This window comes from Pseudarthrobacter oxydans (assembly GCF_034258515.1).
GTDB lineage: Bacteria > Actinomycetota > Actinomycetes > Actinomycetales > Micrococcaceae > Arthrobacter.
In genome coordinates, this window is sequence record NZ_CP139438.1 from 4,258,063 (window position 1) to 4,277,011 (window position 18,949).

General features: G+C 66.5%; 19 protein-coding genes. 9 read left to right on the forward strand and 10 right to left on the reverse strand.

Translation table 11 applies throughout. The features are described 5' to 3' along the window. The first annotated feature begins 2 nt into the window (after positions 1–2). Positions 3–1,424 carry an aspartate ammonia-lyase gene (locus SMD14_RS19395; protein ID WP_321214730.1) on the forward strand — a complete coding sequence of 474 codons (1,422 nt, stop codon included), beginning with the start codon at positions 3–5 and terminating at the stop codon, positions 1,422–1,424. 16 nt (positions 1,425–1,440) lie between these two features. Next, positions 1,441–2,955, forward strand: a complete 1,515-nt coding sequence (locus SMD14_RS19400) for an amino acid permease (RefSeq protein WP_321214731.1) — start codon at positions 1,441–1,443, stop codon at positions 2,953–2,955. A 108-nt stretch (positions 2,956–3,063) separates the two neighbouring features. On the opposite strand, the gene ggt is transcribed toward SMD14_RS19400, so the two are convergent. Next, entirely contained in the window at positions 3,064–4,902 is a 1,839-nt protein-coding gene (gene ggt / locus SMD14_RS19405; protein WP_321214732.1) for a gamma-glutamyltransferase, read from the reverse strand. Positions 4,903–5,084: 182 nt separating this feature from the next. Here ggt and SMD14_RS19410 point away from each other — a divergent pair, with 182 nt between their 5' ends. The 4 genes from SMD14_RS19410 to SMD14_RS19425 all read left to right on the forward strand — a co-directional run bounded on the left by SMD14_RS19410 (position 5,085) and on the right by SMD14_RS19425 (position 9,178). Continuing rightward, on the forward strand, positions 5,085–6,032 hold the full coding sequence (locus SMD14_RS19410) for an L-lactate dehydrogenase (protein ID WP_321214733.1): 948 nt from the start codon (positions 5,085–5,087) through the stop codon (positions 6,030–6,032). Between the two features lie 164 nt (positions 6,033–6,196). Beyond that, entirely contained in the window at positions 6,197–6,445 is a 249-nt protein-coding gene (locus SMD14_RS19415) for an SCO4226 family nickel-binding protein (protein ID WP_157240367.1), read from the forward strand. A 147-nt stretch (positions 6,446–6,592) separates the two neighbouring features. After that, a complete protein-coding gene (locus SMD14_RS19420) occupies positions 6,593–7,909 on the forward strand; it encodes an ATP-binding protein (RefSeq protein WP_157240365.1) in 1,317 nt (438 codons plus the stop codon). A 9-nt stretch (positions 7,910–7,918) separates the two neighbouring features. Beyond that, a complete protein-coding gene (locus SMD14_RS19425; RefSeq protein ID WP_321214734.1) occupies positions 7,919–9,178 on the forward strand; it encodes a low temperature requirement protein A in 1,260 nt (419 codons plus the stop codon). Here SMD14_RS19425 and SMD14_RS19430 read toward each other — a convergent pair. Together SMD14_RS19430 and gluQRS are read right to left on the reverse strand one after the other, a co-directional pair. Then, a complete protein-coding gene (locus tag SMD14_RS19430) occupies positions 9,156–9,833 on the reverse strand; it encodes an HD domain-containing protein (RefSeq protein ID WP_321214735.1) in 678 nt (225 codons plus the stop codon). The genes SMD14_RS19425 and SMD14_RS19430 overlap by 23 nt on opposite strands. A gap of 9 nt (positions 9,834–9,842) precedes the next feature. Next, a complete protein-coding gene (gluQRS, locus tag SMD14_RS19435) occupies positions 9,843–10,724 on the reverse strand; it encodes a tRNA glutamyl-Q(34) synthetase GluQRS (RefSeq protein ID WP_321214736.1) in 882 nt (293 codons plus the stop codon). Between the two features lie 327 nt (positions 10,725–11,051). Here gluQRS and SMD14_RS19440 point away from each other — a divergent pair, with 327 nt between their 5' ends. Beyond that, positions 11,052–11,519 carry an Lrp/AsnC family transcriptional regulator gene (locus SMD14_RS19440; protein ID WP_157240358.1) on the forward strand — a complete coding sequence of 156 codons (468 nt, stop codon included), beginning with the start codon at positions 11,052–11,054 and terminating at the stop codon, positions 11,517–11,519. Positions 11,520–11,534: 15 nt separating this feature from the next. Here the strand turns inward: SMD14_RS19440 and SMD14_RS19445 are convergent, their stop codons facing one another. Then, on the reverse strand, positions 11,535–11,990 hold the full coding sequence (locus SMD14_RS19445; RefSeq protein ID WP_321214737.1) for an Lrp/AsnC family transcriptional regulator: 456 nt from the start codon (positions 11,988–11,990) through the stop codon (positions 11,535–11,537). A gap of 105 nt (positions 11,991–12,095) precedes the next feature. Between SMD14_RS19445 and SMD14_RS19450 the strand changes: the two genes are divergently transcribed. Then, on the forward strand, positions 12,096–12,743 hold the full coding sequence (locus tag SMD14_RS19450; RefSeq protein ID WP_321214738.1) for a LysE family translocator: 648 nt from the start codon (positions 12,096–12,098) through the stop codon (positions 12,741–12,743). Between the two features lie 6 nt (positions 12,744–12,749). Here SMD14_RS19450 and SMD14_RS19455 read toward each other — a convergent pair whose 3' ends face one another. The 6 genes from SMD14_RS19455 to SMD14_RS19480 form a co-directional block, all read right to left on the reverse strand. After that, positions 12,750–13,727 carry a hypothetical protein gene (locus tag SMD14_RS19455; protein WP_157240353.1) on the reverse strand — a complete coding sequence of 326 codons (978 nt, stop codon included), beginning with the start codon at positions 13,725–13,727 and terminating at the stop codon, positions 12,750–12,752. Between the two features lie 46 nt (positions 13,728–13,773). Continuing rightward, positions 13,774–14,148, reverse strand: a complete 375-nt coding sequence (locus SMD14_RS19460; protein ID WP_157240351.1) for a nuclear transport factor 2 family protein — start codon at positions 14,146–14,148, stop codon at positions 13,774–13,776. 39 nt (positions 14,149–14,187) lie between these two features. Next, entirely contained in the window at positions 14,188–14,691 is a 504-nt protein-coding gene (locus tag SMD14_RS19465; RefSeq protein ID WP_321214739.1) for a DUF456 domain-containing protein, read from the reverse strand. A 114-nt stretch (positions 14,692–14,805) separates the two neighbouring features. Beyond that, positions 14,806–16,005, reverse strand: a complete 1,200-nt coding sequence (locus SMD14_RS19470) for an NADP-dependent malic enzyme (RefSeq protein ID WP_321214740.1) — start codon at positions 16,003–16,005, stop codon at positions 14,806–14,808. A gap of 284 nt (positions 16,006–16,289) precedes the next feature. Then, entirely contained in the window at positions 16,290–16,898 is a 609-nt protein-coding gene (locus SMD14_RS19475; protein ID WP_157240347.1) for a TetR/AcrR family transcriptional regulator, read from the reverse strand. A gap of 129 nt (positions 16,899–17,027) precedes the next feature. After that, a complete protein-coding gene (locus SMD14_RS19480; protein WP_157240345.1) occupies positions 17,028–18,314 on the reverse strand; it encodes an MFS transporter in 1,287 nt (428 codons plus the stop codon). 122 nt (positions 18,315–18,436) lie between these two features. Between SMD14_RS19480 and rraA the strand changes: the two genes are divergently transcribed. Further along, positions 18,437–18,934, forward strand: coding sequence for a ribonuclease E activity regulator RraA (gene rraA / locus SMD14_RS19485; protein WP_321214741.1), 498 nt, complete (start codon positions 18,437–18,439; stop codon positions 18,932–18,934). Positions 18,935–18,949: the final 15 nt, after the last annotated feature.

Here is an 18,949-nt window from a genome sequence, read left to right on the forward strand (position 1 = left end):
ACATGACCACCGTCGAGACAACTGCCCCCGCACCGAGCCGCTCAGAACACGACCTGCTCGGCGACCGCGACATCCCCGCCCACGCCTATTGGGGCGTCCACACGCTCCGGGCCGTGGAAAACTTCCCCATCACCGGCCAAAAGCTCTCGTCCAACATGCACTTGGTCCGCGGACTGGCAGCGGTCAAGCTGGCCGCCGCCCGCACCAACCGGGAGCTTGGCCTGCTGGACGCCGAACGCGCGGACGCCATCGAGCAGGCCTGCCAGGACGTCCTGGGCGGCCAGCTGGCCGACCAGTTCGTGGTGGACGTCATCCAGGGAGGTGCCGGGACGTCGTCGAACATGAACGCCAACGAGGTCATCGCCAACCGCGCCCTCGAAATCCTGGGCCACCCCAAGGGCGACTACGCCCGCCTCCACCCCAATGACCACGTCAACCTCAGCCAGTCCACCAACGACGTGTACCCCACGGCGGTCAAGCTGGGCACCATCTTCGCTGCGCGGGAACTGCTGGACGCGCTGGCGGAACTGGAAGAGGCCTGCGCCTCGAAGGCCCTGGAATTCCGCACCGTGGTCAAGATGGGCCGCACCCAGCTGCAGGACGCGGTCCCCATGACCCTGGGCCAGGAATTCGGCAGCTACGCCATCACCATCGGCGAAGACCGGCTGCGCCTCGCCGAGGCCGAACTGCTGATTCACGAGATCAACCTTGGCGCCACCGCCATCGGCACCGGCCTGAATGCCCCCGCCGGCTATGCGGAAGCAGCATGCCGCCACCTGGCGGAAGTCACCGGCCTGCCGCTGGTGACCGCGCCGGACCTGATCGAAGCCACCCAGGACGTGGGCGCCTTCGTCCACCTGTCCGGTGTACTCAAGCGCGTGGCCGTGAAGCTGTCCAAGATCTGCAACGACCTCCGCCTGCTCTCCTCCGGCCCCCGCGCCGGATTCGGCGAAATCAACCTCCCGGCCGTCCAGTCCGGCTCCTCCATCATGCCCGGCAAGATCAACCCGGTGATCCCGGAAGTGGTCAGCCAGGTGGCCTACGAAGTCATCGGAAATGACGTCACCATCACCATGGCCGCCGAAGCCGGGCAGCTCCAGCTCAACGCCTTCGAACCCATCATCGTCCACAGCCTCCACAAGAGCATCTCCCACCTGGAAGCCGCGTGCCGCACCCTTACGGCCCGCTGCATCCGGGGCATCACCGCCAACACCGAACACCTCCGCCGCACGGTGGAACAGTCCATCGGCCTGGTCACGGCCCTCAATCCCCACCTGGGCTACGCCACCGCCACCGCCATCGCCAAGGAAGCCCTCGCAACAGGCAAGGGCGTAGCCGAACTGGTCCTGGAACACGGACTCCTCACGGACGCGCAGCTCCAGGAGCTCCTCAGCCCCGAACGCCTCGCCAACCTCAGCAAGTAGCCATTAAGGACACCCCATGACGAATCCCCCCATCCCAGACCACATCATTGACGGCGGGCACGCCCATGCCTCCGAGACCGCCCTGCATGCCGAGGACAAGGGCTACCGCAAGAACCTCAAGCCCCGGCAGATCCAGATGATCGCGATCGGCGGTGCGATCGGCACCGGCCTGTTCCTCGGCGCCGGCGGCCGGCTCAACGCCGCGGGCCCGTCCCTGGTCATCGCCTACGCCGTCTGCGGGTTCTTCGCGTTCCTGATCCTGCGCGCCCTGGGCGAACTGGTCCTCCACCGCCCCTCCTCCGGCTCGTTCGTCTCCTACGCCCGCGAATTCTTCGGCGAAAAAGCCGCGTTCGTCTCCGGCTGGTTCTACTGGATCAACTGGGCCACCACCACCATCGTGGACATCACCGCCGCCGCCCTCTACATGAACTTCTTCGGCAACTACATCCCCTGGATGGCAGCCGTCCCGCAATGGGCCTGGGCACTGACCGCCCTGATCGTGGTCCTCGCCCTGAACCTCGTCTCCGTGAAGGTCTTCGGCGAAATGGAATTCTGGTTCGCCCTGATCAAAGTCGCCGCCCTGGTCATCTTCCTCATCGCCGGCACCTACTTCGTCATCTTCGGCACCCCCGTGGACGGCCAGCAAGTCGGCCTGAGCCTCCTCTCGGACAACGGCGGCATCTTCCCCAACGGCCTGCTCCCCATGATCATCCTCATGCAGGGCGTCCTCTTCGCCTACGCCTCCATCGAACTCGTCGGCACCGCCGCCGGCGAAACCGAAAACCCCGAAAAGATCATGCCCAAAGCCATCAACTCCGTGGTCTTCCGCATCGCCGTGTTCTACGTCGGCTCCGTCATCCTCCTGGCCCTGCTGCTGCCCTACACCTCCTACGAAAAGGGCGTCAGCCCCTTCGTCACGTTCTTCGGCTCCATCGGCATCCAGGGCGTGGACGTCATCATGAACCTCGTCGTCCTCACCGCCGCCCTGTCCTCCCTCAACGCCGGCCTCTACTCCACCGGACGCATCCTGCGCTCCATGTCCGTCAACGGCTCCGCCCCGCGCTTCGCCTCCCGCATGAACAAAGCAGGCGTCCCCTACGGCGGCATCGCCATCACCGCCGCCGTCTCCCTCCTGGGCGTCCCCCTGAACTACCTCGTCCCCGCCCAGGCCTTCGAAATCGTCCTCAACGTCGCCTCCGTGGGCATCATCATGACCTGGGCAACCATCGTCCTGTGCCAAATCCAGCTCAAACGCTGGGCCGACAAAGGCTGGCTCGAACGCCCCACCTTCCGCATGATCGGCGCCCCCTACACCGGCTACCTCTCCCTCCTCTTCCTCGTGGGCGTGCTCGTGATGGTCTTCATCGACTCCCCCCTCACCATGCTCGTCACCGCCATCGCCTCCGCCCTCATGGTCGTCGGCTGGTACGCCTGCCGCACCCGCATCCGCGAAATCGCCGAAACCCGCGAAGGCTTTACCGGCCTCTCCCCCGTGGTCGCCAACCCGCCGGCGGCCGCCTTCAAGAAGTAACCCACCGTCCTTAACGTCCGACGGCGGCACGCAGGTTCTGGAGCTGCAGAACCTGTGTGCCGCCGTCGCGGTTTAACGCTCGACGCTTGAGGCGGCAGGCGTGACCAGTTACTTGGCGGGATCCACCACCATCGCCGATCCGCCGCCGCGCCTTGCCGGCTCGGCCGCGGCGACCACCAGTCCGTCATCCAGGAACTCAATGGCCGTGGCTGCGCCAATTTCTGCCGCCGAGGTTCCGGGGGCGCCCGCTGCCACAAGCTTGTGCTTGTACGTCGACGTCAGGACGGGCCCGTACGCATCGATGAATGCCTGTTCAGCCACAACATTTTCCGTGTTCCGCTGGGTGCCGCGGGGAGCAGCCAGGGCCTCCGAGATGGTCATCCCCAGGTCAATACGGTTGATGAGCGTCTGCAGGACGGTGGTGATGATGGTGGAACCGCCCGGCGAGCCGAGTGCCACGAAAGGTTCGCCCTCTTTCAGGACGATGGTGGGCGACATGGACGAGCGGGGCCGCTTGCCCGGCTGGATCCGGTTGGGATCCGTTTCGCTGTACACCACCGAGAAGTCCGTGAGCTCGTTGTTGAGGATGAATCCCCGGCCGGGAACCACGATGCCGGAACCGCCGGTCTGCTCGATGGTGAGGGTGTACTCCACCACGTTGCCCCACTTGTCTGAAACGGTCAGGTTGGTGGTGGAGATGTTCTCGGTGTCCTTCTCATCGGCGAGCGCTGCCGGCTTCACCGGGCACACGCCGTCGTACGACGTGACGTCTCCGGCGGTCTGCAGCGGCTTGACGGCCGCCGCCAGCGGATTGATCTCGCAGGCCCGTTCCTTGCCGAACACCGGATCCAGGAGCGCATTCGTGGGAACGTCCACAAAGGCGGGATCGCCGACGTACTTGGCGCGGTCCGCGAAGGCAAGCGCGCTGGCTTCGAGGTAGTGGTGCAGCACCTTGGGCACGTCAGCCTTCAGGGACGGAAGATCGAACACCTCCAGGATGTTCAACGCCTCACCCACCGTGGTTCCACCACTGCTGGACGGGGCCATCCCATAGACGTCGTAGCCGCGGTAGTTCACATGGGTGGGCTCCTGGTCCAGCGCCTCGTAGTCCTTGAGGTCCTTGGTGGTCATGACCCCCGCCGGGCCGGGCAGGGCGGAACCGGGAACCATCGGCGGGTTCTGGACTGTCTCCGCGATCTCCTTCGCAAGGGGACCTTTATAGAAGGCCTTCATGCCCTTCTTGGCCAGGAGCTGGTAGGTATCGGCGAGGCCGGGGTTCTTGAAGATTGTCCCCACGGCCGGTGCGTCGCCACCTGGCAGGAAGAGCTCACTGGTGGATGTGAAGGGCTGGAACCGGTCCTTGTTGTCCAGCGTCTGCTGCTGGAATGTGGCGTCTACAACAAAGCCCCTGGTGGCAACCTCGATGGCCGGTTCAAGGGCCTCCTCCAGGCTGACGCTCCCCCAGCGCTCGAGTGCGCGTTCCCATGTGGCAGGCGTGCCGGGCACGCCCACTGACATGCCGCTCGTGGCCTGCTTGCGGAACGGGTATGCCGCACCCGTGGCAGGGTCAATGAATGCATCCCGGGGCATGGCGGCCGGGGCCGTCTCGCGGCCGTCGATGGTGCTGACTTTGCCGCTGTCAGCGTCGTAGTACACAAAGTAGCCGCCGCCGCCGATACCGGCACTGTACGGCTCCGTGACTCCCAGGGTGGCTGCTGCCGCGACGGCGGCGTCGACGGCGTTGCCGCCCTCGCGGAGGACTTCGATGGCCGCCGCCGAGGCTTCAGGGTCCACGGTGCTGACCGCACCGCCGTAGCCGGTGGCCACGGGTTGTTTTTGGGTTTGCCGCTCGTCAGCGGAAGCGGCGGGGCTCATGATGGCGCCGGTGGTCACGCTCATCGCCAGCGCTGCGGTTACGGCAGCGAGCCGGCGTCCCGGATATGGCATGGTTGCTCCTGAATGGGTGTGGGTGAGGTGGGTCACACGCTACTCCTCGGGCATGACACTCTCAACGGTGCCGGCCACGCTCTTGCCCCGCAGGCTGCCGCGCTCGGTAGCATGAAAGCCATTGCGGGCAGCAGGACCACCAGCGCCGGCGCGCCACAGGGCCGGGGAAGACGAGGTACTCCATGTCAGGATCGAAACTCGCCATCGTCGGCGCGGGGAGCGTCGGCACCTCCCTGGCGTACGCCGCCCTCATCCGCGGTTCAGCCGGCAGCATCGCCCTGTTCGACGTCAACGCCGCCAAGGCCGACGCCGAAGTCCTGGACCTCGCCCACGGCACCCAGTTCGCTGCTGCCGCTGCGTCCGTGACCGGCGGCGGTGACATCGCCGTGACGGAGGGTGCGGACGTCGTCGTCATCACCGCCGGGGCCAAGCAGGCGCCGGGCCAGACGCGCCTGTACCTGGCCGGAACCAACGTCCGGATCCTGGAAGACCTCATGCCGCGGCTGCTCGAGCGCTCCCCGGACGCCGTCTACGTCCTGGTCACCAATCCCTGCGATGTGCTCACGGTGGCAGCGCAGCAAATCTCCGGACTTCCAACGGGACGCATCTTTTCGTCAGGAACCGTCCTGGACACCTCCCGGCTGCGGTGGCTGCTGGCACGCCGTGCCGGCGTGGCCGTGGCCAGCGTCCACGCCAGCATTATTGGCGAGCACGGAGATACGGAGTTCCCGGCCTGGTCCACCGCCACCATCGGCCCCATCCCGGTCCGCGACTGGAAGGTGGACGGCGAGCGCGTCTTCACCCCCGATTACCTTGCCGAAACGGCACGCGAAGTGACGCAGGCGGCCTACAAGGTCATTGCCGGAAAGGGCGCAACCAACTACGCCATCGGCCTCTCCGGCGCACGCATCGTGGAAGCGCTCCTTCGGGACGAGAACGCGGTGCTGCCCGTGTCCACGGTCCTGGCGGGACAGCACGGAATCTCAGGGGTGGCGCTCTCCCTGCCGAGCATCGTGGGACGCGGCGGCGTCCGCACCGTCCTCGAAATGCCCATGGACGACGGTGAAGTGGCGGCCCTGCAGCATTCCGCGGATACCCTCCGGAACACGCTGGGCACCCTGGGGATCTGAGGGATCTGACCGGCCTGCCCCCTCCCTGTCCTCCAAGAGGCCCTCGTGCCAGAGGCATTCTTTGAGTCAACACGTCCACCCTGTTGACGGCCCGCGGGCTTAGGTCTAGCCTCGGGCACATCCTGCTGTTTCAACGATGAACCTAGTTAAGGAGCACAGCCAGCATGCCGGAATTCATGGACGTCCACCACAATATGGTCGGAATCACCAAGGAGGCCCTCCAGGAGGCCCACAACGCGGACCTTGCCATCCAAGGCGACGAGAGCGTTGACTTCAAATCGGCCTGGGCCGATCCCGAATCAGGTTATGTCTACTGCCTGTCAGAAGCCCCCTCTGCTGACGCTGTGCGTCGTATCCATGAGCGCGCGGGCCACCCCGCAGACGAAGTACATCCTGTTCCGATCAAGGTCTGACCACTGGCCCGTTGGCCGCCATGTAATGCAACGTCCCCGCAACCCTTCGTCGCGGGCTGATCGCCTATGCTCAGCAGAGCGCTTTACCTTGCTGCTCTGTGCAAGCCAGCGACGCAGTTCAACGACGAACCACCCGGGAGACACGGCATGACCAACTGGCGGATCAGGGACTTCCACTCGGCGGACCTGGACGGGATCCTTCACCTGTGGGAGACCCTCAAAGCGAACAATGTGGAACCCGTCTATGCCCTCTCCGAGGTGCTGGCTTCCTGTGAGAAGGACCATGCCGTGGTGGCGGTGCAGGGCGAGCAGGTGGTGGGCGCCGCGGTCGGACGCGCCGCCCACGACCAGGGCTGGATTGTCTTCCTGGCAACGCTGCCCGAGTACCGCGGCCGGGGCATCGGCACCTCGCTGCTCGCCGCCGTCGAAAACCGGATGGCGCCCCACGGCCTGAACAAGCTCTCGGCCCTCATGCCGGAATCGGAAACCCGGGTGGAGGCATTCCTCAGCCGGGGCTTCGCGTTGAAGAAGAACCTGCGCTACTTCGAGCGCACCATTCCCGTCCAGCGGCAGGAACTCGGCGCGCTGGGCCAGCTCGGCGGGCGTGTGCTGGCGCGGGACCTGTGGGAAAACGTGGCGGGCATGCGCAAGGAGAAGGAACTGCTGGAACGCCGCCTGGTCCTTCCCCTGGCCGAGGCCGATCTAGCCGATGAATTCGGCGTAGTGCCGCCGCGCGCCGTCGTGCTCTTCGGCCCGCCCGGCACCGGCAAGACCACCTTCGCCAAGGCCATCGCCTCCCGCCTGGAATGGCCCTTCGTTGAGGTGTTCCCCTCCCGGCTCGCGGCCGACCCGCAGGGCCTGGCCGGGGCACTGCGCGAAACATTCCTGGAAATCGCCGAGCTGGAGCACGCCGTGGTGTTCATCGACGAGGTGGAAGAGATCGCCGCCCAGCGCTCGGGCGAGCCGCCGTCACCCCTGCAGGGCGTCACCAACGAGCTCCTCAAGATCATCCCGGCCTTCCGCGAACAGCCCGGCCGGCTGCTGGTGTGCGCCACCAACTTTATCCGCGCCCTGGATTCCGCCTTCCTGCGGCACGGCCGGTTCGACTACGTAATTCCTATCGGGCTGCCGGACCGGCAGGCCCGCGAAGCCATGTGGCAGCGCTTCATCCCTGCCCCCGTGGTGGACGCCGTGGACGTGGAGTTGCTGGTGGACAAAACCGAAGGCTTCTCCCCCGCGGATATCGAGTATGCGGCCCGCAGCGCGTCCCAGCGTGCGCTGGAAAAAGCAGTGTACGACGACGGCGGGCTGGCTTCCGGCGGCACGGCCTCTGTCCGCGAGGCGGTCCGGAAGGGGCCCTCCACGCAGGATTACCTCGACGCCATCGCCGACACCCGGACCACCGTCAGCGCCGAGGTGCACCAGGACTTCCTGGAGGACATCGACGCTTTGGGGCGCGTGTAGCTTTTATTTATGTCCTCCAACCCCCTCCGTCATGCCATGGCGCGGATGGGCGGCCGCGACCCGCATGAGAAGCACCGCGCCGCCACCCCGCTTGAGCTCTTCTTCGACCTGACGTTTGTGATCGCGTTCGGTGTGGCAGGCAGCCAGTTTGCCCATGAAATCGCGGCAGCCCACGTCGTCCCCGGCCTGTTGGGGTTCTCCTTCGCGATGTTCGCCGTGGTCTGGGCATGGATCAACTTCACCTGGTTTGCCAGCGCCTACGACACCGATGACTGGATCTTCCGGGTGGTCACCATGGTCCAGATCGTGGGTGTCCTGATCCTCGCCATGGGCATTGAGCCCATGTTCCACTCGCTGGTGGAGGGCAAGCACGTGGACAACGCGGTGATTGTGGGCGGCTACGTGATCATGCGGCTGGCACTGGTGTCGCAGTGGCTCCGGGCCGCGCGGCAGGATCCGGCCCGCCGTGAGACCTGCCTGCGGTACGCCAGATACCTGGCCCTGGTGCAGCTCGGGTGGATCGCCGTGCTTTTCATCGAGGCGGACGTTTTGACCTCGTTCCTCATGATCGTCCCGCTGGTTGCCCTGGAGATGGCCACCCCCTTCGCCGCCGAACGGAAAACCAGGACCCCTTGGCACGCACACCACATTGCCGAACGGTACGGGCTGCTGGCGATCATTGCCTTGGGCGAATGCCTGATCGGCGCCATTGAAACGCTTCGGGCCATCGTGGCCAACCACGGCTGGAGTGTTGATGCGGCGCTGGTGGGCTTCGGCGGCACGGCCCTGGCGTTTGCCATGTGGTGGATCTACTTCATGCTGCCGGCCGGACGCGCCCTGCACCTGCGCCGGCACCGGTCGTTCCTCTTCGGCTACGGCCACATCCCCGTTTTCGCCGCCATCGCAGCCACCGGCGCCGGCCTCCACGTGGCCGCCTACTATATTGACCACGAGGCCCGGATCAGCGCCGCCGCGGCCGTGGCCAGCATTGCCATTCCGGTGGCACTGTTCAAGGGCTCCATAACATGGCTGTACAGCGTCATGGTGGGAGCAGACCGCACCGTGATCACTGTGGCCGGCGGCGTACTGGCAGCAATGGCTGCTGCCGTTGGCCTGGCCGCGGCGGGCGCCTCAGTCCCCGTCAGCCTCTTCGTGATTGTGCTGGCGCTCGGCGCCTCTATCGTGATCGACGAACGCCACGGCTCCGAACGGCTACACCTTGCCCTTCAGAAGCTGGAGGCAGGAACTACCGCTCCCCGGAGGGCGTAGCGCCGGGAGCCTCCCTTTCCTCTGCGTCCGCCTGCCGAGCAGCCCCGCCGGCGGCATCCGGCTCCTCATAGGACAGGTTCTCGTAGTCCGTGGTGTCATCCTCATCCAACTGGTCGTCGAATTCCGCCAGCAGCCACGGATTCACCCGGGCCAGGATCTTCCGCACCTCGTCAACCTCGACGGCGGCATAGAGTACCGGGCGGGCGTCACGGTATTTGGTGACCGGCGGCTTGTCCGGCCACTTCTCGGCCAGCGCCTGGACGCGCTCAGGCAGCGAGTTGTGCGCGTTATCCGCAATCTTGACCAAGGCAGCGTCATGGTCCTCGGCGATCTCGCGGATGACGGCCTGGTAGTCGTCCGGGTTGCTGTGCAGGCGGCTGGTGACCCGTTCAATGATCTGCACGGCCCGGTCGGAGACGCCCATGTCCAGCAGGGCCTGCCTGGTCATTGGGGTGTCCTCGGCAATGTCGTGGAGATAGCCTGCGATGCGGATGTCGTCGTCAAAATCAGCTAGAGCGTCCCCCACCGCCAGTACGTGGTCCTTGTAGGGCCGCTTCAGTTTGTCCTTCTGGCGGTTGTGCGCCACCTCGGCCAGCACCTTGGCCGTCTCGGGTGTGAAGCTGCTGGCGGGCGGTTGTTCCGTGGTTTCTGGCATGACTCCAGCCTACGGGCCGGACCAAACCCAAGGCGCTTTGGGCAGGGCAGCCGGATCAAATGCGGCCAACGCCGTGGACAGCGGACCCGAAGGCAGGCCAAGGGACTCCAGCAGCCGGTCCCGCACGGCGGCCGCATCCACACCCAACGCCGCAAGGTCTGCAAGCGTAACCGCACCGTCGCGCTTTGCCAGCCTGGCGCCGTGCTTATTCACCACCAGCGGCACGTGGGCATATTCCGGAGAAGGAATATTCAGCAGCGACGCCAGATACGCCTGGCGGGGAGTGGAGGGCAGGAGGTCGTCGCCGCGGACCACCTGGTCGATGCCCTGCTCGGCATCGTCGACCACCACGGCGAGGTTATAGGCGGTCACTCCATCGTTGCGGCGCAGCACGAAATCATCCACTATTCCGGTGAACTCCCCATGCAGCACATCATGTACGCGGTACTCCGCGACGTCGGCACGCAGGCGGATGGCAGCGGGGCGGGTGGAGCGCTTGAATTCCCGCTCTGCCGGGCCGAGGTTCCGGCACGTCCCCGGGTACGCCCCCTGGGGCGCGTGCGGAGCGGACGGGGCCTCCTGGATTTCCCTGCGGGTGCAGAAGCACTCGTAGGTGAGGCCTGCATCCTGCAGCCTGGAGATCGCCGCGGCATAAAGGGTTCCGCGGCCCGTCTGGTGGACGATGCCGCCGTCCCAGGTCACGCCGACGGCTGTCAGGTCGCGCAGCTGCACCGCCTCCGCACCTGCCCTCGCACGGTCCAGGTCCTCCACTCGGAGGAGGAACCTCCGGCCGGTGGAGCGGGCAAACAGCCACGCAAGGACGGCCGTCCGGAGGTTGCCTACATGCAGCTCGCCGGAGGGACTGGGGGCAAAGCGGCCGGCTGGGGTCATGGATCAACACTATGCGGGCGGCGCGATGTCGGGGACAGCACAAGAGCCCCTCAGCTACCGATGACTTTCGGGAATCCGACGCCGGTAGCTCAGGGGCTCTTGCCGTGTATGCAGAGTGACCATGGTGTGAACAAGAGTCAATCAGGGCAGTCTCCTTGCGGGAAACGATGTTCCGCCGTCCGGGTGGTGTGCCGGGAAGCGGTAGCCTACGGGGCCGGCGGTAGCCTGACCGTTGCCAACATTTGACCAGCAGACCTACAGTTGGTGCAACCGGCAGGCGCGTTATTGATCAGTTTGACCACCCGCCGCCCCCCGAACCGACAGGAAATGATCAGATTGCAGCAACTGGACTCCACCGACAAGCGGATCCTGAGGGCCCTGGACGAGGATCCCCGCGTTCCCATCATGGTGCTGGCCCAGCGGCTGGGGCTGGCCCGGGGCACGGTGCAGTCCCGGCTCGAGCGGATGTCCTCATCCGGGGCATTAAGGCCCAACAGCAGCAGGGTGGTTCCCGGAGCGCTCGGGCGCGGGGTGGCGGCGGCCGTCAGTGCCGAACTGGACCAGAGCCACCTCAACGAGGCCATTGCCGCCCTCCGTGAAATTCCGGAAGTCCTGGAATGCCACGCGCCGGCCGGCGACACCGACCTCCTCATCCGGGTGGTGGCCACCAGTCCGGACGACCTCTACCGCGTGTCGGAGGAAATCAGGCTCTGCCCCGGCATTGTGCGCACCTCCACCAGCATGTTCCTGCGCGAGGTCATCCCCTACCGCACCACCGGGCTGCTCAGGGACTAGCAGCAGTCCGGCGCGCTACACCGGGGGTCCAGCGTTGGACTTCAGGTTCTTCATCACCAGCGTGGACGTCAGGCGCTCAACGCCGGGCAGGGACGTAAGCTCGGCGTCGTAGAAACGCTGGTACGCGGGCAGGTCCTCGGCGATGACCTTGAGCAGGTAATCAGGCGAGCCGAAGAGGCGCTGGGCCTCCACGATGTTGGGGTCCTCCGCCACGCGGCTCTCGAAAATCGCCATGGTGGCCTGGTCCACCTGGCGCAGCGTGACAAAAACAATCGCTTCAAACCCCAGCCCCACGGCGGCAGGATCGATGTCCGCCTTGTAGCCCCGGATGACGCCCGATTTTTCCAGGTCCCGGAGCCGCCGGTGGCACGGCGCCACAGTCAAGCCCACCTTGGCGGCGAGCGCGGTGGCCGTCATCCTGCCGTCCTCCTTGAGGTAACGCAAGATATTTCTGTCGATATGGTCTATCACGCAAGAATCTTACATTCTTGGTGCTTTAGCGGGCGAAAAAGGACAGCACTTCCGGAGCCGAAGTATCTAGGGTTTCTTCTGTCGGACCTCGTGGCAGGAGAAAGAATGAACCCGGAGCTGTTTTTGGCCTTTGTGCTGGTGGCGGCCGCCTTGGCCTGCACGCCCGGGGTGGACTGGGCGTACTCCATCGCGGCGGGCCTCCGGCAGCGCAGCTTCGTCCCCGCGGTGGCAGGGCTGTGCGGCGGGTACGTGCTCCACACGGTCCTGCTGGTGGCGGGATTGGCTGCCGTCCTGACGGGAGCGCCCGGGGTGTTGGGCTGGATAACCCTGGCCGGCGCCGGCTACCTGATGTGGCTGGGCATCAACACGCTGCGCTCCTGGCGCGGGGCGAGTTTCACGGCCGGGCCGGGCCGTGACGGCCAGACGCGGCTCCGCACCTTCCTGCAGGGTATGGGCACCAGCGGCATCAACCCCAAGGGCCTGCTTTTCTATGTGGCGCTCGTCCCCCAGTTCGTGAGCGCAGAGGCGCCGCTGCCCGTACCGGTGCAGTCCGGCCTGCTGGGCATGACCTTCGTGCTGCTCGCGGGACTCGTGTACACCGCCGTCGCGTTGCTGTCCCGCACCCTGCTGCAAAGCCGGCCGGGCGCCGCCCGCACGGTGACGCTCGCCAGCGGGGTGATCATGGTGGCCCTGGGCGTGGTGCTGCTGGGTGAACAGCTGCTGCCGGTGCTCGCCGGCCCGGCCGCCGGCTAGGCCGGGCTATTCGTCGCTGAGCCGTTTCCAGTCCTGTTCCCAGATCCGGCGCATCTCTTCGTCCTTGCGGATGGGCACGGGTGCGGCGATCTCCTTCTGCGGCACCGGGTCCTCGCGGCGACGCCCCCAGTCGCGCGGGTTGAGCGAGCGCCTGCTGGAATCCAGCACGAGCAGTGCGCGGTCCGTGAGGGCGTCATTGCGCAGCACCATATGGGTCTTGCGCCGGCGCAGCACCTCGGCGATCGCCTGGTGGGCAGCCTCCAGCCGGCCTTCCCTGCGCAGGGCGCGGGCCCGGACCAGCAGCAACGCTGCCGAGAGGTCGTCCGCGTTCAGGAGGCCTTCGGTCCAGTCGATCACCGTACGGCTGCGGCCCAGGCTCAGCGCCAGCGAGCAGCGCGCCAATGCCATGGGGAGCGACGGCGGCAGTCCGCCCAGTGCGTCCAGTGCGGCTTCGGCGCGGCCCGTCTCGCGCAGTGCATGGGCGAGTGCCAGGAACACCGACTCCTCGCTGAAGAGGACCGGCACCTCCACGCGTTCGGCGAGTTCGATCCGGGTCACAATCCGCGTCAGGTACGTGGACGAGTAGCGGTTGGCGTCGTCGTCGTTCCTGGTGGTCAGCCCGCGCTGCAGCAGTTCCGAAGCCCGGAGATAGCCGCCGTGCTTGTAGACGAGCAGGCCTGACATCAGGTAGCAGATCCCGGCCCAGCCGGGATAGGCACGCGCCAGGGTGATCAGCCGTTCGGGCTCCCGGCTGGTGAAGATGGCCTCGTGGACTATTTTGGCGGGCTTGGGCAGCATCCGCTTGAGCCGGGGGATCTCCCCGTCCACAGACAGCAGGGCCGGGTGGCGTCCACCCAGCACGCCGCTGAGAATGTCGCCCACTCCCCCGGCAAGTTCATGGACCGGCGTGCGCAGCTGCGGCTGCCCGAAGGGGGTGAGGTCCCGGCTGTCCCAGTAGATCGGTGCAGTATCCCCGGCGGTCATCTTTCCATGCTAACCGGCGGCTGCCCCGCGCGGATGCCGCCAGCGCCTAGGCCCGCTCCATGTACCATTCGGTGAAGGAAGCGGCGCGGCCTGCCCCGTCGAACCGGATGACCCAGAGGTTGTCGTAGCTGGGGCGGTCGCCCGAATAAACGGTGACGCCCTGCACGAAAGCGGTGTCGGCGTCGGCCCCCGCCAGCTCCCAGCTGAACGTCCAGTCGCCCGGTTGGTCCCGGGCGGCGAGCCAGCCCTCCACAATGCCGTCCTGGCCCAGCCACGGGTCCGGATCGCCCGGCCGCGTTTCATACCGCGCATCTTCCGTGAACAGGGCCCGGATGTCCTCGGGCTCGTTGCTGGTCCAGGCGGCCTGGTACTTGTCCATCCAGCCCTGCACGTGCTCGCGTGCTGAAGTTGGTTCAGTCATGGTGCCGTTCTACGCCCCGCAGTCCCGGCCCGCAAGCACTCAGCCGGTTGCGGCAGCGATCCACACGCCGATCACCCAGGTGCTGCCCGCCAGGCATGCCAGGCCGAACTCGGCGAGCATGCCCAGGCCGGTGGCCTTGAGGGCTGCCCAGCTGGAGGTCGCGGCGGAACCCACGTTCCGGGTGCGGGCGAATTCGCTGAGCAGGAGTCCGGCGGCGAAGCCCACGAAGAGTCCCACCACGGGGATGATGAACATTCCCGCCACGCCGGCCACGAGCGCGGCCACGATGCTTCGGCTGGGGATGGAATGTTCCTTCAGTTTCCTGCCGGTAAGGACAGCGCTGGCAGCCATGCCCGCCACCACGAACATCATGGCAATCGCGAACACCACCCAGCCCGCGGTGCCGGCGCCGCCCCAGATTGCCCACGCCAGCAGGCTTGCGCCAATCAGGATGCTGCCCGGAAGCACCGGAATGACTGTCCCCGCCACGCCTACGAGGATAGCCAGGCCGCACAGGATGGTCACGACAGTTTCGGAGGTCATGGACTCCAGTCTATGGTTGGCGCCCTGTCAACCCTCGACGGCGGTGCGTCCCGCGCAGGGGAGGCACCGCCGTCGTACATTCCACTAAGGGTAGGTCTGCCAGCGGAAGGGTTGCTACTCCGCTTCCACCGCAGCTGCGACGGCGGCCGTGACCGCCGGGGCAACGCGCGGGTCCAGCGGGCTGGGCACGATGTAGTCGGCCGACAGGTCCTCCGCCGCGAGCTCGGCGATGGCGTACGCCGCGGCCAGCTTCATGGCGGGGGTGATGCGCCGGGCGCCGGCATCCAGGGCGCCGCGGAAGATGCCCGGGAAGGCAAGCACGTTGTTGATCTGGTTGGGGAAGTCGCTGCGGCCGGTGGCGACGACGGCAGCGTACTTGGCTGCCACCTCGGGCAGGACTTCGGGGTCCGGGTTGGAGAGCGCGAAGACGATGGCGTCCTGGTTCATGAGCTTCAGGTGTTCCTCGTCCAGCTTGGAGGAGGAGACGCCGATGAACACGTCCGCGCCGGCGAGGGCCTCGGCCGGGCCGCCTTCCACCCCGCGGGGATTGCTGCGGGCCGCGATGTCAGCCTTCTTGCTGGCCGTGTCCGCGGCGAGGTCGGCGCGGCCACTGTTGATGACGCCCCGGGAGTCGAGCAGGACGACGTCCGTGATCCCGGCTGCGAGCAGGATTTCGGCGACGGCGATGCCGGCTGCCCCCGCACCGGAAACCACAACGCGCAGGCCCTCCAGGGCGCGGCCGGTGACTTTGGCGGCGTTGGTCAGGGCAGCAAGGGCGACGACGGCGGTGCCGTGCTGGTCGTCGTGCATGACGGGGCAGTCCAGGGCCTCGATGAGCTTCTCTTCCAGCTCGAAGCAGCGGGGCGCGGAGATGTCCTCGAGGTTGACGGCTCCGAAGCTGGGGCGCAGGCGGACCAGGGTCTCCACGATTTCGTCCACATCGGTGGTGTTGAGGACCAGGGGGATCGAGTCGAGGTCGCCGAAGGTCTTGAACAGGGCGGACTTGCCCTCCATGACCGGCAGGGAAGCGCTGGCCCCGATGTTGCCCAGGCCCAGGACGGCAGTGCCGTCACTGACTACCACCACCAGGCGCTGGGCCCAGGTGAGGGTGCGGGCGAGCTCGGGCTTGGCGTGGATGGCGCGGCTGACCTCGGCCACTCCCGGCGTGTAGGCGATGGAAAGATCGCGTTTGTTGGACAGCGGAACGGTGCTGGCAATGGAGAGCTTGCCGCCCTGGTGGGCGTCGAAGATCTCGGCTTCGCTCAGGGCGGTGGCTGCGGAATTGTCAGTGGCTGCAAATGCGTCAATGGACACGTCGTTGTCTCCTGGTGCTGGCCGTGGGCGCACGGCACGTGGGGCTCAAGTCCGGAACGGCTCGAGGCAGTGGCGATGGTGCGGCAGGAAACCCAAGGGGTGGCGGGTCCGTGGGAGCTTGGGGGATGGTCCCTGCTGCTCCGTTTGAACCATGGTAGGCGGCACAAAAGGGCCGCCGATCCGATTTGACGGCACGACCCCAGTGCCACAACGTTTTAGCACGGCTTTTTGTGAGGTACGCCACGCCAATATGGCTGATTTAATGGCGGATTGGTCTAGACCTGTTACGCGCTTTGGTGGAGTGTGTAGCCGGGCTGGCCGGTTCCGGACAGGCGTGCACAGGCTTTTTTGAGGTCTTCCTCGGCCTCGAAGAGGGACAGCCGCCGGTTTCGCACGGACTGGACCAGACCAGTGACAGTCAGCAGCAGCACCCGGGCGGCCGTGGCATCACCGCACGCCGCAGTCAGTGCCTTCTCCCCCAAGGCATCGATCTCACGGAGGAGGCCGGTGGTGTCCCTGTCCGGGAGGTAGACGCCGCGGGTCAGGCACTGCTCCACAGCCGGCTGCATGACGCGCATGTGGAAGATCTCCATCACCAGCCCGGCGAGCGCCCGGCCGCGGAAACGGGCGGCGCTGGTCCCGGCCGGCCCTTGGAGTTCCTCCAGCTGGTGGCGGTACAGGGCGAGCATCAGGTGGGTGGGGGAAGGGAAGTAGCGGTAAAGCGTGCCGAGCGGGACATCGGCCTTGGCGGCCACCTCAGGAAGGTCAACCGAGTCCAGGCCCTTGCGCGCGAAGCCTCCTGCAGCTTCCAGGATCTTGGCGTAGCGGAACCGCTGGCGCGGTGCGGTGGGCCTGGGGGCCATGGGCGGATGGTCTGGAAGAATCTCGGGCATCAGCATTCCGGGGTTGTGTTCCTATGGTGCGGTCCTCCCCATGCCGGACCGCCTGCAATCCGGTTCAACTATACGGCACACCAATATGCCCTAATCAGTCAGGTGCCTTACTTCCGGCCCGTCAGAGCGTCAGCGGACGCTCTTGATCTTCACTACAAAAACGGCCCCGAGCAGCCCGATGACGGTTGCAGTGATGAACAGCGAGACGTAACCGCCGGCATACCGTACCGCCACGAACGCCAGCGCCGGTGCCACCACCTGGGGCAGCGAGGCGGCCACATTGATGACTCCCATGTCCTTGCCGCGGTGGGCCGCTTGGGGCAGGACCTGGGTCAGCAGCGCGAAGTCCACCGCAAGGTACGCTCCGAAGCCAATTCCCAAGACAGCCGCGCCCACCAGCGCTCCGGGCCACACTGGAAAGAAGGCCAGGATCATGCCGGCCATGGCGATGACGGCTGAGGAACCTATGACGAACGGCTTGCGCCGGCCAACCCTGTCGCTCCAAGGCCCGGCCACAACCGCGGTGATTATCACCATCGCGGCATAGATGCCGGTGAGGACCAGCACTCCCGCCGCAGGGTCCTCGTGCCTGATGATGTCGCGAAGGAAGAAGAGCAGGTAGACGATGGTCAGCTGGTTCCCCACGTTCACCAGGAAGCGGGTCAGCCAGGCCCACGCGAAATCCGGATACAGCCGCGGGCTGATCCAGAAGCCCCGGAGGAATTGCCGCAGCCGAAACTCCGGGTGCTCCCCCCGTGGCAGCGCGGGATCGTTCCGGTGGAACAGGTAGGGAAGCACGGACAGCAGCAGTGCCACAGCGCACAGCCAGTAGCCCACCATGAAGTTGCCGGCCACAACAGCTCCGAAGACGGCGCCGGTCAGGATTCCCAGCGTCTGGCCCATGGCGGCCAGACCGCCCACTCCGCCGCGCTGCGTGACCGGCACGCGGTCCGGCACAGCGGCGGTGATGGCGGCGTACGCGGCGTTGGCGCCGAGCTGTACCAGGCACCAAAAGATCACCATCAGCGCCACGGTGGGGGCTCCGGACATGGCCAGGAGCGCGGCGGCAGCCAGCACGGCACCGGCCAGGATCCACGGTGAACGGCGGCCGAACCGCGACGTGGTCCGGTCCGACAACGCGCCGAAGAGCGGATTGGCCACCAGGGATACCGCAGCGCCGCAGGCAGTGACCAGGGAAAGGATGGCTTCCTTGCTGGGCGCATCGATGCTGATGGCCTGCTGCCCGATGAAGACGTTAATGGGGCCGAAGAATGCGGCGTTGATACCGACGTTGACCAGCACCAGCCCTGCGACCCAGCGCGCGGTGACCTTTTGGGTTGGCTCGGCGAGCGCCGCCGTCGTACTCTGCGTCCCTGCGCCCTGATCCAGCGGCGCGGGAGTATCGGACAGGCTCATGACGTGCTCCCCGGGGACGGCTGACAGGCGACGGAATCAGACTATCGTGGGCGTAAGCGTGCGGCCGTGCCTTACACCGGAACGGCGCCACAAGCTTCACCGAGGATCAGGGAGAGAACCACATGAGTGCAGCGTCCACGCCCGCGGAGGGCACCGCCATCAACACCGCAGACCTCTACGACGAACGCGGCGACGAACTGGCATCGATTTCGTTGCAGTTCCAGTCCCTGGGCGGCCGCTCGCACTTCAGCGGCCGGGCGCGGACCATCCGCTGCTTCCAGGACAACGCGCTGGTGAAATCCACGTTGGCCACGCCGGGCAACGGCAGCGTGCTGGTGGTGGACGGCGGCGGCTCGCTGGGCACGGCCCTGATGGGGGACATGATCGCAGAAAGCGCGGTGGCGAACGGCTGGGCCGGCGTCGTCATCAACGGGGCAATCCGTGACCGGGAAGCGATCGCCCGGCTGGACCTCGGCGTAAAGGCCCTGGGCAGCAACCCCCGCAAGAGCGCCAAGGCAGGAGCCGGCGAAGTTGACGTGGATGTGAAGATCGGCGACGTGACGATCCGGACCGGCGCCATGATCTGGTGCGACCCTGACGGCATTTTGGTGGAACGGTAGCGTCCCGGGCGAAGG